Consider the following 15,473-nt stretch of genomic DNA (forward strand, 5'->3'; position numbering starts at 1 on the left):
ATGGACTTTAATGATTTACTCAATTTGATGATTCAGCAAAATGCATCTGACTTATTTGTCACTGCAGATGTTGAACCTTCAATGAAAATTAACGGGCAGATCGTGCCTGTTTCCAAATCAAAACTTTCAGGGGAAATTGTGGGTCAACTGGTTCAATCCATTATGACCGACAAACAGCGTAAAGAGTTTGTAGAAACCCGTGAATGTAACTTCGCGATCATGAACCGTGAAAAAACAGCACGTTTCCGTGTTAGTGCCTTCCAACAACGTGATATGCCTGGCATGGTGTTACGTCGTATTGAAACGGTGATTCCTTCGATGGATGATCTAAAACTACCTGAAGTGCTGAAAGAATTGGCGATGACCAAACGCGGCATCATCATTTTTGTAGGCGCAACAGGGACTGGTAAATCAACCTCCCTCGCTTCGATGATTGGTTTCCGTAACCAAAACTCCAAAGGTCATATCATCACCATTGAAGACCCAATCGAGTTTGTACATCAGCATGGTGGCTGTATCGTGACACAGCGCGAAGTTGGGATTGATACCGATTCATTTGAAATTGCGCTAAAGAATACACTACGTCAGGCGCCAGATGTGATCTTGATTGGTGAGATTCGTTCACGTGAAACCATGGACTATGCCATCGCTTTCGCTGAAACAGGTCACTTGGTACTTGCCACCCTGCATGCCAACAATGCCAACCAAGCACTGGATCGTATCATTCACTTCTTTGAAGCAGACCGTCATAGTCAATTGTATATGGACTTGTCGCTGAACTTAAAAGCACTCGTCGCACAGCAATTGATTCCAACACCAGATGGTAATTCACGTCGTGCTGCGATTGAGATTTTAATCAATACACCGCTTTTGGCTGACTATATCCGTAAGGGTGAAATTCATGAGATTAAAGATCTGATGAAGCGTTCACGTGAGTTGGGTATGCAAACCTTTGACCAAGCCTTATTTGATCTTTATAAGGCAGGTCAAATCACCTACAAAGATGCCTTAAAGCATGCGGATTCGCCAAATGACTTACGTCTCACCATCAAACTGTCAGAAGAAGGTGCAGACCAGTTACTGAGTGCCAGCCGAAATATTACCTTTGATGGTCAATAATTCAAACTAAGCCATTAAAAAAGGGAAGGTTTTTGTAACCTTCCCTTTTTTATTTGTTCAATTTTCGTGAACTTTTCGGTTTTAACGCAATCCCACTTATTTTTTACGATAAGCCTCTTGGCATTCTGCATCACTACAGTAACCATATAAGTTTAAAGAGTGTCCAGTTAAGGCAAAACCATGTTGGTCTGCAACTGCATGTTGCTCTTTCTCGATAATATCATTTGTAAATTCAATAACTTTATTACAGTTTAAGCAAACAAGGTGATCATGATGATCTTCCTGCATAATTTCGAAAACGGAATGATTGTTTTCAAAATGATGACGCTGAATAATACCCGCAGCTTCGAATTGTGTTAACACACGGTAAACTGTCGCTAAGCCAACATCTTCACCTTGTTCAAGCAAGGTTTTATAAATATCTTCAGCACTTAAATGATGTTGTTTTGAATTTTCTAATAATTCCAAAATCTTAATACGAGGAAGGGTAACTTTAAGTCCAGCTTTGCGTAAGTCTTGATTAGAAATCGGCATAAAAAAAGGTCTCTCAACAAATCTTAAGTTGGAATAGGCAATAGAGTTTAGATGCAGTATGATCTATCCTTGACTCAAATGCATCATCATTTATCAGGATAGTGTAGCAAAATGCAAAAAATCATGCTGGCGTTGTTCGTCACTACAGTACTTAGCGGTTGTTCAGTCTTTGGTGTTTATAAAGTTGATATTCCACAAGGAACACCATTAACCAAAGCACAAGCTTCTCAAGTACAAGTGGGTATGAGCTTTCAGCAAGTCCGTTTCTTGCTTGGTAGTCCAACAGTGACAGATCCACTGAACCCACAACGTTGGGACTACATCTACAACTATATCCCAGGCACTTATGCGAAAAAAGCAAAAATACCTGCGGCACACGGTCAACATTTAAAAGTTTATTTTGATGCGAATGGTAACGTAGAACGTTTAGAAGGTTTAGATACGATTCCAGAATCACAACCTGGTTTACCGGCATCAAAAGAAGCTATTTTGACTGCGCCACCACTATAACGGCTTTCCAGTAAAAAGAAACCCCTCATCGAGTCAATCATGAGGGGTTTTACTTATCAACTTTATGCCTTAAAGCGATTACCTTTGATAAATCGCCCAACTGGGTTCTTTGCTGCCCGCTTACGCCGAATATCATTCGGATTAATGGTAAGTGCCCGATAGATTTCAACACGGTCACCTGCTTGCAGGACTGTATCCGCGTCAATTCTGCTACCAAATACACCCAACTGTAAAACTTCTGGTAGTATCGCCTGTGCTGTTAAGCCACTGGCATCAATTGCCTGTTGGGCCGTCATTCCCTCACTAAAGCTGACAGCAATATGGAATTGCTGTTCAGGACTTGAAAAAGCGACCCATACTTGTTTAGCCTGCTCCATTACAGTACTTGTCCAATCACAGCAATGATTGCCACGACAATTGAAAGTGGTAGCACGATACGGATGGCAATACGCCAAATGTTATAAAACAACTCATTGCTAAAGCCCATTGCTTTACGCAGATGACTAATCTTCATAATCCAGCCAGCAAATACAGCGTAAATCAGGCAAATCAATAATCCCCAAAGCATGAGCAGGCTATTAAAGATTTGTTCCACTTGCGGTACAGCCCAAACAGCAATAGCTGCAAGCAAAATCGCCCATTGAATCATGATCGCAAGCTGACGCTGTGCTAACTGTTCTTTTGCAAATTGAATTAAGAGTGCTGCTGACATGATGGCAGCAAACACCCATGCCAATGCAGGTAACTGTGCTTGCACAGAGAAGAAGCCAAAGGCAATCACAGCAAGTAATTGCGCCAGCCAAATTGGCAAGGCTGTAGTTGTTGCGGCTTCCTGTTTTTTCACTGCGACTAAACTACTTTGCCAGTACAAGCCCAGCCCTAAACCACTTGCAACCAAAGCAAGAACTGTTGCATTGCCCCACTCTTTAAACTCGATTCCTGTCCAATGCCAAGCCGTTAGATGTGTTCCCATTACATTGGCAAGAATAAATGCGGCAATCACACCAATCGTTGTCAAAGCAATTAAAAATTGGCGAGGGATAAAAGATAATCCAAGTGCAACAATGGCAAGGGCTGCAAAAAGAATCTGACCTGATACAGCAAGCGTTAGCTGTTGGCTCACGACATGTGTTGCAGCAGTCAATACACTACCTGCAAAGAATGGAACGAATATAACAGCCAACCAGCCTACAATACGCCATCTCGGTGAAGCATCTGCATCACGTGTTAAGCTTGAAAGTGCTTGTAATGCTGTAGTCTGCGAACGCTTTGCTAAAGCAATTTCAAGATAACCGATGGGTAATGCCAATAAAATCATGGTGCCTAACCACAGTAGCCAGAAATCGAATTGACGATCGATCTGGATTCCAACAGTAGGTGCCAATGTGGTAATCATGACAAAAGATAGGCAAAACGCCATCACTGGCGCAAACCAGCGTGACAGAGTTGTGTCCTGCATAATGCATTCCTTGAAAAATCTTTGAACTCATTGCACTTTATGGAGCTTGCAATGAAATATTCAATCTATTTTGCCTTCCTCACGCCTGAAAATCAAAACAAAAGATCTCGAAAGAAAGAAGCAAATCACCTTACGATGATTTGCTGCGCACGAATTATTATATTATTAAGTAGACCCCTTATGTTCACTCATACCACACCTTATTATTTTTTATCATAAGGGGTCTTTTATTATTGTCTTATTATTATGAGAAGAATCGAGAAAACCAGTTTTTCCCTTTTTTCTTTTCATTTTCTTTAATGATTCCGATCATATTTTCTTTTACAGCACCGACATAATCTGCATCATCATGACGGATATGGTTGATCAACCATTTTGATAGCGCTTCATGCAGTTCACTATCAATTTCTTGCCCCAACTCAAAACGTTGACGATAAGTCTCTATCTTTTTGATAAATAAGTCATGTACACGCTTATGTGGTACACGATATTTATAGTTTGCCTCTTCTTGTAGGCTTTCTTCGAAGGTAAAATGAGACTGGGTATAATCAATGATATTATCCAAAATACCTTTTAATTTTGCCCGATCATCACCCTCATTTAATTCATCAATTTCATTAATATAATCTAGAATACGACGATGCTGATCATCGATCACCTCGATTCCTGTATTATATTCGACAGACCATTTCATACCCATATCGAACCCCAAACCATATTTGATTTATTGAATAAGGATATAATATCGGCAAAGCAATTAAATAAAAACACAGCGTTTTTGTCAGATTTTAACTATTGATAAAGAAAACAAATTAAACCCTTGTTTTATATTTATTTAAATATTTAAACCGATCAAAACACTCAAGTATTTTTTAACCAACAAGAAAAAATATCTATCTAATTTTTATAAAAAATAACTTTAAAATTAAAAAACCCAAGCAAAATAGTCTTATTTATTGTTTTGAAATGCTGCTATTAAATTTAAATCGGATAAATCCTTATTCCGCCCATAATTTCGTTTAAATTCAGCGAGTGTAGATAAATGCATAAAATCTATTCCGGCAATCAGCTCAGAACTTGCCAATAGGGTTTGAAAACTTTCCTGTCTGTCACCACAGTTCACATCTAAATAAGCTTCAAAACAGCCCTAATAAAGTCCAATTTTCCCATTTGGGCAAATTTTCTGGTTCCAAGTCGCTTGTAAATGACAAAACAAATCTGGGCTTACGACAAGATCAATATCAGCTGTATCACGGATATGATGTGCGGTTCCACATACTATAAATCTAAAGCAATGAGCTGAGCGATAAGTTCATTTTTATCGATTGAACGACTTCAATACTGGTCTGCTTTGGTCACGCGTTTTAAGGCTGGATTTTCTGCCTCGCGGATTAAACGCTCAACCCGTGTTAAGGCATGCAGAATCGGTTTACCATGCTGAAATAAAATCATTTCCCCTGCTTGATAGGCTGTCCATGCTTCATTATGTGTTAACGGCTCTGTCGTGATCACTGCAACGCGATCTTCTGGCGTGGTGACCTGACTAAAATCGACTTCCACATCAAGATCAATTAAATGGGCAGGTTGAAATGGATATTCGCGGACTAACCAATGCAGTTTGGTTGTGGCATAACTAAATAACGCCTTGCCATTTGATAAACAGAAATTAAATGTACCATGCTCTGCAATCTGCGGAGCAATCTGCTGTAACAGTGCAAAGATTTCTTCTAAGCTGGGTTCGGTGTAGCCAAAGGCTTCAACAAATTGATCCAGTAAATAACAAAATGCAAGTTCACTATCGGTATTACCTACCGGCTCGAAACGGCCACTTAACTCAGGTTTGAAATCATGTAAATCACCATTATGCGCAAAAATCCAATGTCTTCCCCATAACTCACGTAAAAAAGGATGTGAATTTTCGAGGTTGATTTTACCTTGCGTGGCTTTACGAATATGTGCAATGACGTTGCGAGACTTGATTGGATAATTACGAATCAGGTCAGCAATAGGAGATTCGACCGCAGATTGATTATCAACAAATAAGCGGCAAGCTTTATCTTCAAAAAAAGCGATCCCAAAACCATCACAATGATCAGAGGTCACCCCTGCGCGTTGTGAAAACCCACGAAAAGAAAAAGTAATATCTGTCGGGGTGGCGCAATTCATTCCTAATAGCTGGCACATATCTTTAAACTATCAAACATCTATGCCTATTGTGCATGAGGGAGAGATGGCTTGTAAATCTCAATATGTGCTCACTATTAGATTAAGAATGATAAGAGGTTCTGTTGATATTACACAGATGCTTGCGACAGAGGATATTTTTAGCTGATACGAGGCAGGGCTTGTAAAATTTAGTGACTCTAAATGAACAAGACATAACGACGTAGCGGCAAAAAATTTCCCTGTCCCATAGGGTTATGACTAAAACAACCCTAAACAGTCAGTATGAAACTTGATAAGAGCCATCATAGTAGGTATTTCATGCATTGATTATGTTGTTTTAGCCGATAACGTAATGCATGGTTGTAGTATCAACAAAACCTTACTACCGCTGCACCATTTTGTTCATCACAAAAGAGGTCGCAATCTTATTCACTTCAAGGAAAACGAAATAATCCAAGCATTTAAAATCTTCATCATAAAATGCTTGTTTTGATAGTTTCGATTGCATTCCAAGATAGGTCTGAAACAGTTTTGGCATGCGTTCATCTTGCGGGAAACTATAGTCCGGACGTTCTGGTTCAAAGCTACGTTTTGAGCGGATATCTATGGTTTGATGATCGCCCAACTGTTGGATCTGACGATGCGTATAATAGGCACGTGCCAAGTTATCATCCAAATGGATACTGACACAGCCCATTAAGTACTTAGCACGCATTGACCACAGTACTTTAGGGGTCAAGTTCAACCATAGCATTGAGAGTGCTTTACCAGAGCGAAATTTAGGGTGTACACAAGTACGTCCGATTTCTAAGACACTGGGTAAATGAGATAAATGCGGGACAATTTCAAACTCTTGAGCACTGTAACTCTGCCCGATTTCATATCCTTGGAATAATTTAAGACGGGTATAAGCGACAATTTCACCTGTCCATTTTTCACGTAACACTGCATGCTCACAGCCAAAATCATAGAGATCTTGATCTAAACCATCTTCAAAATGCATACCAAATTGATGGCTAAATTGCGTTGCTCTAAAGCGTTGTACTTCTTGTAATTCTTTTAAATTATCCACCCATTCAAAACGGAATTGATTTTGAGCTGGCTTGTGGCGTAAGGGTAAAGTCAATGTCTGGCGATATTGATTTAATTTTTCTAGCATAATGAAAGCTCCTTATGACTAGACCTACCTTAAATTGCTTAAATGACATTGCGATGACTAAAACATGAACAGGTCATGACAAAAAAAGAGACCTACTTGAGGTCTCTTTTTAAATCAATAGGGTGAATTAATGTTTGGCGCGGTTGGTAATCAATGTACCAACACCATGATCGGTGAAGATCTCTAATAAACTTGCATGCGGTACGCGACCATCAACAATATGTGCACTCACAACACCGCCTTTAACAGCATCTAATGCACAACCGACCTTCGGAATCATGCCACCGTAAATCACACCCGTTTCGATCAAACGATCAACCTCTTGTGTGCTTAGGCCTGTTAATAAGTTTTTATTTTCATCCAACACCCCTGTGATATTGGTGAGCAGAATCAACTTCTCTGCGCCTAAGGCTTCTGCAACTTTACCGGCCACAAGATCCGCATTGATATTATAGGTATTGCCTTCTTCATCTACACCTAATGGTGCAATTACTGGAATGAAATCACTTTGGGTAAACATTTCCAGTACATCAGTTTTTACGCCAGTCACTTCACCGACCATGCCCAAATCAATTTGTGAAATAGAGCCGTCAGCTTCCTGCTTTTCCATCAATAATTTACGTGCACGCAGTAAATTGCCATCTTTACCGGTTAAACCAATGGCGCGGCCACCATGCTTATTGATCAGATTCACGATCGATTTATTGACGCTACCGCCCAACACCATCTCAACCACCTCCATGGTGGCTTGATCAGTCACGCGCATCCCATCAATACGGTCAGATTCTTGTCCTAAGCGTTTTAGCAATGAATCCACTTGTGGACCACCACCATGCACAACGATTGGATTCAGACCAACCGTTTTTAACAACACGATGTCACGGGCAAATGAACTTTCCAATTCAGGATCAGTCATCGCATTACCACCATATTTTACAACCAGCGTTTTTCCTGCAAAACGTTGGATATACGGCAAAGCTTCGATCAAAATTTTTGCTTTATCAATGCCGATATGCTCATGTGGCATGCGTCTCTCCTTTTAGGCCTGTGCGAGTTCTTGTGCAATCTTTGGATATTGGTCTTGCAACATAGAAACAAACTTTTGACGAATTTCAATTAATCGGTTCTGATTATCAGCATCAAAACGGACGGTAAAATATTCGCCAGTATTTGATGCTCGAATAATGCCAAATCCATCGTCAAAATCAAGTCTTACACCATCAATTTTACTTAAACGGGCGCCTAAACGATGACTTAAAATTTCAATATCATTTAAAACTTGCTGAGGATTGGCATCATGAGTACTGATATAGGTGTCTTCTGTGCAATAACGTTCTGGGTAAGCTGCCAATAACTCAGACAGGGTTGTTGCTTTTGATTGGGTTAAATATTCCATCACACGCAAAGCTGCGTATAAACCATCGTCATAGCCAAAACCACGTCCATCATTAAAGACATAGTGACCTGCATATTCACCCCCAAAAACAGCCGTGCCTTTTGATTGCGATAAATAAGCGCGTAAAAAGCTACTGCCCGTACGAATCATTTTGGCTTGACCTTCCAGCCCCTGTACGGTATCCGCCACCATACGTGAGCACTTCACATCAAAGACGATTTCTTTATGTGGATGCTGCTTTAAGCAGATCTGCGCAAATAAGGACAATAAGCGATCAGGACTAATGATATGTGCATTCTCGTCGAGTAAAACGACACGATCCCCATCACCATCCAACGCAATACCGAGATCGGCTTTCTCGGCAACAATAGCGGCTTGTAATTGCTTTAAATGTTCAGCATGAGATGGGTCTGGCGCATGATCAGGAAAATGTCCATTGGCTTCACAGCGTAAAGCAATGACATCGCAGCCTAGCTTTTCTAAAACCAGTTTGGCACAGCGCCCTGCAGAACCATGTAATCCATCTAGAACGATTTTTAATGGGTATGTTAACTGTATGTCACTAATCAATGAATGCTGATACTGCAAACAATACTGAGCAACAATTTGGTGTGCCGTATTTTCTGAATGCAAGAAATCCTCAATATTGCTCAAAGAAGTCTGTGCATACTGCCCCACCTGTTGAATGGTTTCTGGTGTTGGTGGTTCACCTTTTAAAATCCATTTAATGCCATTATCCGATTTCGGATTATGACTTGCAGTCACCATAATCCCATTACCACCAAAATCACGGGCAATGTAATACATCATCGGTGATGAACAACAACCAATATTAGTAACTTGTAAACCTTGTTTTTCGAATATATTTTGGATGATGTTGGCATAAGTTGGACTGGTTAAACGTGCATCATAACCAATCACCACGTGTGTTTGTTCAGCATTTTTATATTGCGAAGCCAAAGCATAAGCAATTAGGCTAATAATATTTGGCGTTAAATTGCTTAGCTTTCCGCGAATATCATAAGCACGGAAAATATTCAGCGGAAATGTATGTTGTATATTCACTGTAAGCCCCTATTTTTATAATCATTTGATCCATAAAAAAAGCAGAAACTATTAAGAAATTAATTAACCCTTATTCAGAAAAATTAAAATAATTAGTCAGCTGCTTTGTAATATATATCAAGGCAACAATCAATATGAAAAATGCAACGTTTTTCAGCAAAACATTGCATTTAAAGTGATAACTAGTGAAAAATCTTATTGTTTTCCAGTATGACCAAAACCACCTGCGCCACGCTCAGTCGCAACGAATTCACTCACTTGTTCGAACTCTGCTTGTACCACTGGAACCAATACATATTGTGCTAAACGCTCACCTGGTTCTAAACGGAAGCTGTTTTGCCCGCGATTCCAAACCGATACCATGAGCTCACCTTGGTAATCAGAATCAATCAAACCTACCAAGTTACCTAACACAATACCATGTTTATGGCCTAAACCTGAACGCGGTAGAATTAAACCTGCAAAGTTTGGATCTTCGATATAAATCGCCAAACCTGTTTTCACTAAAACCGTCTCACCCGCAGCAATCTCAATCGCTTCATCTAAACATGCGCGTAAATCTAAACCTGCTGAACCAGTCGTTGCATAAGAAGGCAAAGCCCACTCTTGACCTAAACGGGCATCTAATACTTTAACTTGAACTTTCATTAAAATTTCCTACTTACAATTTCTTAACGTTTTAACAATGCTTTTAAGTTGGCAAGGTACTGCTGAGCTTGTTCTTTTGGATCAACATTGGGCGCCAGTTTCTTTTTACGGCCATGCCATTCCAAATCATCTTGTGGCATCTCGTCCAAGAAACGACTTGGCGTCATTTGACGCATTTGTCCACCATTCTTACGCTGCTCAGCAAGGGTCAGTGTTAGACCTTGACGGGCACGAGTAATACCTACATACATCAAACGGCGTTCCTCTTCGACCGTTTCCGATGCAATCGAGTTTTTATGTGGTAATAGCTCTTCTTCCAAGCCAATCATATACACATAAGGGAACTCCAAACCTTTTGCCGCATGCAAAGTTAATAAATTCACTTTATCGGTATCTTCTTCTTCCTGTTGCTGTTCGAGCATATCCAACAACACCAGTTTACGAATCACGCTTTCAATATTTTTCTCATCCACATCATCAGTACGATTCAATAGATTTTGAATACTGCTATACAAGCTTTCAATACTGTCGAGTTTGGTCTTCTCTTGTGCAGGGGTCGCAGCCTGCTCACGTATATAATCGATATAACCTGCTTCATTGATCATCTGACGCACTTTCGGCATTGGTGCATCATCATCTAAGAGCTCTCGTGTAAATGTCGCGATAAAATCAGCAAACTCATGTAATTGAGTCGCAGCTTTTTTCGGTAATACCATGCTTAAACGTTGGTCTGAAGATGCCGTTAGTAAAGACAAGGTATTTTCTTGAGCAAATAAACCAAGTTTCTCTAGCGTCACTGGACCAATGGCACGTTTTGGCGTATTGATAATACGCAAAAAGGCGCTGTCATCTTCTGGGTTAATGATTAAGCGTAAATAGCTCATCACATCCTTAATTTCGGCACGCGCGAAGAAAGACTGCCCGCCTGACAACTTATACGGAATTTGCATCTGACGCAGTTGAGTTTCAATCACACGAGCTTGAAAGTTACCGCGATACAGCACTGCATAATCTTTCCAGTTTTTACCATTCATCAGTTTATGTGTAATCAAATCTTTAACTACACGCTCTGCTTCATCGTCATCATTTAAACAAGTGATGACACGAATGGTTTCGCCGTGACCTTTGTCACTCCACAATTTTTTATCAAAAATATGCGGATTATTTTCAATCACGGCATTGGCCGCTTTTAGGATACGACTGGTTGAACGATAGTTCTGCTCCAGCTTAATCACTTTAAGATTATGGAAATCATCTTTTAACAACGCCATATTTTCAGGCTTTGCACCACGCCAAGCGTAAATGGATTGGTCATCGTCACCTACAGCGGTAAATTGCCCCATCACTCCAACTAAAAGCTTAACAAGGGTATATTGCGCAGTGTTGGTATCTTGATATTCATCCACCAATAAATAACGAACACGGTTCTGCCATTTGTCACGCACTTCGGCATTTTCCTGAAGCAAACGTGTTGGCATCACGATCAAGTCATCAAAGTCTACGGCATTATAGGCACGCAAATTACGCTCATAGAGCTGATATAGATGTGCAAACTGAACGTCTTCTACCGTTTCACAAGTTGAATGTGCTTGTTCAGGGACGATCAGATCATTTTTCCAGTCTGAAATTTTCTTCATCGCCTTGGCGAGCAGCTCTTTGCTCTCAGCACCGGATAAATTGTCACGCTGCATCAAATCCATCAAGATTCGTTTGCAATCATCAGCATCTAAAATCGAAAAATTATTTTTTAGCGGTAAGTGTTTTAATTCAAGGCGCAGTAAATTTAAACCGAAAGTATGGAAGGTCGAGACCGAAAGCCCTTTAGCTTCTTCACGTGACAGCAATTTTCCGACACGTTCTTTCATTTCACGCGCCGCTTTATTGGTAAAGGTCATTGCAGTAATACGATAGGCAGGAATACCACACTGTTGTACTAAGAAAGCAACTTTTCGGGTAATTACAGAGGTTTTACCTGAACCTGCCCCTGCAAGTACCAACAATGGCCCCTGAACATATTTCATGGCCTCAAGTTGCTTGTCATTAAGTTGACTGGCAGATGACATTGGTTATACCTCTCTCGTTTCCGAGCCTGATTTTTCGAGCACAATTATAGACATCTCTGATTTAGAATCCCAATAGTAAATCTAGGGATATGTATAAATTATGATGCCTTACACAAATAGCACGCCATAGTTTGTCGTCTTAATCTCAAGGCCATAAAAAAACCACCCGAAGGTGGCTTTTTTGAAATCAGTAAAAATTACTGTTTAGCATAAATGCTGATTTCTACACGGCGGTTTTGCTCTTTACCAGCAGCAGTCGCGTTTGAAGCAATCGGGTTAGCTGAACCTAAACCTTGTGCATCGATACGGCTACCAGAAATGCCTTGACCTGCTAAATAGTTCTTCACTGATTGAGCACGTGCTTGAGATAATGGGATGTTGATTGAGTCATTACCTGTGTTATCTGTATAACCCGTTACAAGGATTGCACTCTTGTTATCTTCACCTAAAGTCTGCGCTACTTTGTTTAAAGTACCGTAGAAATTCGGTTTGATGTTTGATTTGTTAGTATCAAACGTAATGCTACCTGGCATGATTAATTGTACAGAACCATCTGGGTTACGGCCTACTTCTACACCAGTACCCGCCATTTGCTCACGTAATTTTTTCTCTTTATTATCGAGATACAAACCACCAGCACTACCAAGAATTGCACCAATTGCCGCAGCACGGTTGTTTTGCTTACTTGTATTTGCGTTACCCTTAGAAACACCATAACCTGCAGCGGCACCGATTAATGCACCTAAAGCTGCTTTATCGTATTCTACGCCACCAATGTTATTACCAGTCGTTTGGCAACCAGAAAGTACCAAGCCAGCCCCTACGAGTGTTGAAATTACTAATGCACGCATTGCGTTGCTCCTGTCTATGTATTTTGTTGTCTGGACAAATGATGAATGAGAAAATGGTGCTAGACCATTGATTTTTTGTTAATAATAAACACTTTATTTGTAGTTTTGTAATATTTTGATGCATTTTACTTGATTCAAGCAACACAATTTCTCCATTGTTATATCCATCGCACAACAAATCAGGAATGAGGAATTCATCACAAAATAAAAGCATGCAATTTATGAGCAAACTTGACAAGATCATCTCGACCTTTTACCAATAAAACCGATCTACGCATTTGAATATATAAAAAATGTCAATAACTTAAAATATACAGTTGTATTTCAACATCTGTTGTTTATAGTTGGAACATCTCTTTTTCAAACATATGCACTCAAGGTTCGATTTATGGCTACCGCTAATAAAAAAGCATCCCTATTGCAAAAAGTCAGTAAAGGATTAACCGTTAGTTCTGTGATTACAGGCAGTACCTTCTTTCATGGACCACCAGTACTTGCTTTAGGCCTCACCAAATTATTTAAACAATCTGCAAAAGTAGATGAAACAAATATTCAAATTACCAACAGTTGGTTAGGGGTAAATAACTGGTTAATTGACAATGTTCTGCCAAATTTACAATGGGACATCAGTATTGATGAACAACTTGATCTGAATTTGCAGGGACGATACTTGATGATGTGTAATCATCAAAGTTGGGTCGATACCACTGTGAATCAGTATTTCGGTTTAACCCGTATGCCACTTACTCGCTTCTTTACCAAGTGGGAACTTATTTTTATTCCTTTTGTGGGACAAGCTTTCAAAATATTGGGTTTCCCAATGATGAAGCGGCATAGTAAAGAGCAGATTGCTAAAAATCCAGAGCTAAAATCACGAGATATGCTTGAAGCGCGTAAAGCTTGTGAACAGTTGCTGAGCCAACCTTTTACCTTATTAAATTATTTAGAAGGTACTCGCTTTACTGCTGAAAAACATGCTGCACAGCAATCCCCTTTTCAAAACCTCCTCAAACCTAAAGCGGGTGGTTTGGCCTTAGCGCTCAGTATTCTGGGTGATCAAATTGATGCATTAGTCGATATGACTATTGTGTATCCTGATGGTGCACCCGGTTATGGCGAATTCTGGTTGGGAGATGTGTCACGTATCGCTGTCGATTTGCGTAAAATAGAAATTCCAGACTGGGTACTCGGCGGTAATTATGAGGATGACCCTGTCTATCGTGAACGTTTCCAAAAATGGGTTGATCAAATCTGGACTGAAAAAGACCAGCTGATTTCACAAATGAAAGCAAAATATAATTAATATTCTCATCAGGAATTGAGTAAAGACATGACCCAGCAGGACTCAGGACAAAACTCTAAATATAACTATGTCAATCCGAACAGTGTGTTTTTCAAACTGTTCCTCGTCTATGACATTTTCATGGTGTTTATTATTGTTTTTAACTTGTTCTGTCTAGGCATGAACTTTTTCCTGATGAGTAATATCGGGGCATGGTTTTTTAATTTTATCCATCTCTCCAGTGTGCTGGATTTTTATCGCACCCATTTACACCCTTGGGTGATTACCACTGAAGCATGGTTCATTATCTTTTTGATTGTTGAACTGGTTGTGCGCTGGATCATCTCAATTGCACAAAAACATCATGCCCGTTGGTGGTTTTTCCCCTTTATTCACTGGTATGAAATCTTAGCCATTATTCCGCATTTACGTTTTCTACGGCTATTTCGTGCGGGAATTATCGCCTACCGACTCCATGAACTTGGTTATAAGGTTGTGCCAGATGGCATTCGTATCAAAGCTCTATTCTATTATCGCGTGGTGATGGAAGAGCTGTCTGATCGCGTCGTCATTACGGTGATTGACGGGATTCGACACGAATTGCAAACCAGCTCCAGTCATAAAAAAATTATTCATGATCTGGTTGATCATCATCGCCAACTCTTTACCGTAACATTGACCTCAATGTTACAAGAGTCCTTGGCCACCGCCTTACAACAACAACAACCCGTGATCACTCAAAAAGTAGGTGTTATTGTCAATCAAGCCATTGAAGATACCCCTGAACTGACGCAGTTATTGCGTCTAATCCCGATTGTGGGCGGCCGTATCGAACAACAAATACAAAGTATTGGACAACGATTAGGGGAAAATATCAGTGCAGGTTTAATTGAGCCATTTACGTCTGGTTCACCACAAAAACCAAATGAAAATTACCAATACATCGCACAACAAGTCAGTGAGCTGAATATTGACAATCACTACTTGGAGGAATTAGTCGAATCTGTTGTATTTGAAAGCCTCGAAGCGATTCGAAAACAGGTGAAAGTCAAACAATGGCAGCAAACTTTGCAGGAATCTGATCAATTGGATAAAAAAGCAGAATGATTACAAGAAAAATTACCAATCAAGCTAGAGAATTCGTGTAATTTGTTCTAGCATTTGCTTTTATTTACAACACGCTTCAACACAATAGAGCGCTTAAAAAGCCCTGAAGGATAA

General features: G+C 40.0%; 15 protein-coding genes. 4 read left to right on the forward strand and 11 right to left on the reverse strand.

Features of this window, described 5'->3' with window-relative positions; translation table 11 throughout:
• A complete protein-coding gene (locus tag A7P55_RS21960; protein WP_171553812.1) occupies window positions 1-1,119 on the forward strand; it encodes a PilT/PilU family type 4a pilus ATPase in 1,119 nt (372 codons plus the stop codon).
• Window positions 1,120-1,215: 96 nt separating this feature from the next.
• Here the strand turns inward: A7P55_RS21960 and fur are convergent, their stop codons facing one another.
• Window positions 1,216-1,653 carry a ferric iron uptake transcriptional regulator gene (gene fur, locus A7P55_RS21965; protein ID WP_171553813.1) on the reverse strand — a complete coding sequence of 146 codons (438 nt, stop codon included), beginning with the start codon at window positions 1,651-1,653 and terminating at the stop codon, window positions 1,216-1,218.
• Window positions 1,654-1,764: 111 nt separating this feature from the next.
• Between fur and bamE the strand changes: the two genes are divergently transcribed.
• A complete protein-coding gene (gene bamE, locus A7P55_RS21970; protein WP_004805189.1) occupies window positions 1,765-2,163 on the forward strand; it encodes an outer membrane protein assembly factor BamE in 399 nt (132 codons plus the stop codon).
• Window positions 2,164-2,225: 62 nt separating this feature from the next.
• Here the strand turns inward: bamE and A7P55_RS21975 are convergent, their stop codons facing one another.
• From A7P55_RS21975 to A7P55_RS22020, 10 genes are all read right to left on the reverse strand, one after another.
• Entirely contained in the window at window positions 2,226-2,540 is a 315-nt protein-coding gene (locus A7P55_RS21975; RefSeq protein ID WP_171553814.1) for an RnfH family protein, read from the reverse strand.
• Window positions 2,540-3,622 (reverse strand): hypothetical protein, encoded by a 1,083-nt coding sequence (locus tag A7P55_RS21980; protein WP_171553815.1) that lies wholly within the window; start codon window positions 3,620-3,622, stop codon window positions 2,540-2,542. Before A7P55_RS21980 ends, A7P55_RS21975 begins: the two co-directional genes overlap by 1 nt.
• Before the next feature lie 244 nt (window positions 3,623-3,866).
• Entirely contained in the window at window positions 3,867-4,322 is a 456-nt protein-coding gene (locus A7P55_RS21985) for a bacteriohemerythrin (RefSeq protein WP_004655155.1), read from the reverse strand.
• Window positions 4,323-4,957: 635 nt separating this feature from the next.
• A complete protein-coding gene (locus A7P55_RS21990; RefSeq protein WP_171553816.1) occupies window positions 4,958-5,806 on the reverse strand; it encodes a class II glutamine amidotransferase in 849 nt (282 codons plus the stop codon).
• 364 nt (window positions 5,807-6,170) lie between these two features.
• Window positions 6,171-6,947, reverse strand: coding sequence for a GNAT family N-acetyltransferase (locus tag A7P55_RS21995; RefSeq protein ID WP_171553817.1), 777 nt, complete (start codon window positions 6,945-6,947; stop codon window positions 6,171-6,173).
• 127 nt (window positions 6,948-7,074) lie between these two features.
• Window positions 7,075-7,974, reverse strand: coding sequence for an acetylglutamate kinase (gene argB / locus A7P55_RS22000; RefSeq protein WP_004655163.1), 900 nt, complete (start codon window positions 7,972-7,974; stop codon window positions 7,075-7,077).
• Window positions 7,975-7,986: 12 nt separating this feature from the next.
• Window positions 7,987-9,408 carry a phosphomannomutase/phosphoglucomutase gene (locus A7P55_RS22005; RefSeq protein WP_171553818.1) on the reverse strand — a complete coding sequence of 474 codons (1,422 nt, stop codon included), beginning with the start codon at window positions 9,406-9,408 and terminating at the stop codon, window positions 7,987-7,989.
• A gap of 195 nt (window positions 9,409-9,603) precedes the next feature.
• Entirely contained in the window at window positions 9,604-10,056 is a 453-nt protein-coding gene (gene dut / locus A7P55_RS22010) for a dUTP diphosphatase (protein ID WP_005205429.1), read from the reverse strand.
• A 23-nt stretch (window positions 10,057-10,079) separates the two neighbouring features.
• Window positions 10,080-12,119, reverse strand: coding sequence for a UvrD-helicase domain-containing protein (locus A7P55_RS22015; RefSeq protein ID WP_005210963.1), 2,040 nt, complete (start codon window positions 12,117-12,119; stop codon window positions 10,080-10,082).
• A 197-nt stretch (window positions 12,120-12,316) separates the two neighbouring features.
• On the reverse strand, window positions 12,317-12,970 hold the full coding sequence (locus A7P55_RS22020) for an OmpA family protein (RefSeq protein WP_004805169.1): 654 nt from the start codon (window positions 12,968-12,970) through the stop codon (window positions 12,317-12,319).
• 388 nt (window positions 12,971-13,358) lie between these two features.
• On the opposite strand from A7P55_RS22020, the gene A7P55_RS22025 reads away from it, so the two are divergent.
• Window positions 13,359-14,273, forward strand: a complete 915-nt coding sequence (locus A7P55_RS22025; protein ID WP_171553819.1) for an acyltransferase — start codon at window positions 13,359-13,361, stop codon at window positions 14,271-14,273.
• Between the two features lie 27 nt (window positions 14,274-14,300).
• Window positions 14,301-15,359, forward strand: coding sequence for a preprotein translocase subunit SecA (locus A7P55_RS22030; protein WP_171553820.1), 1,059 nt, complete (start codon window positions 14,301-14,303; stop codon window positions 15,357-15,359).
• Window positions 15,360-15,473 lie beyond the last annotated feature (114 nt).

Source organism: Acinetobacter sp. Ac_5812, from assembly GCF_013072695.1.
Taxonomy (GTDB): domain Bacteria; phylum Pseudomonadota; class Gammaproteobacteria; order Pseudomonadales; family Moraxellaceae; genus Acinetobacter.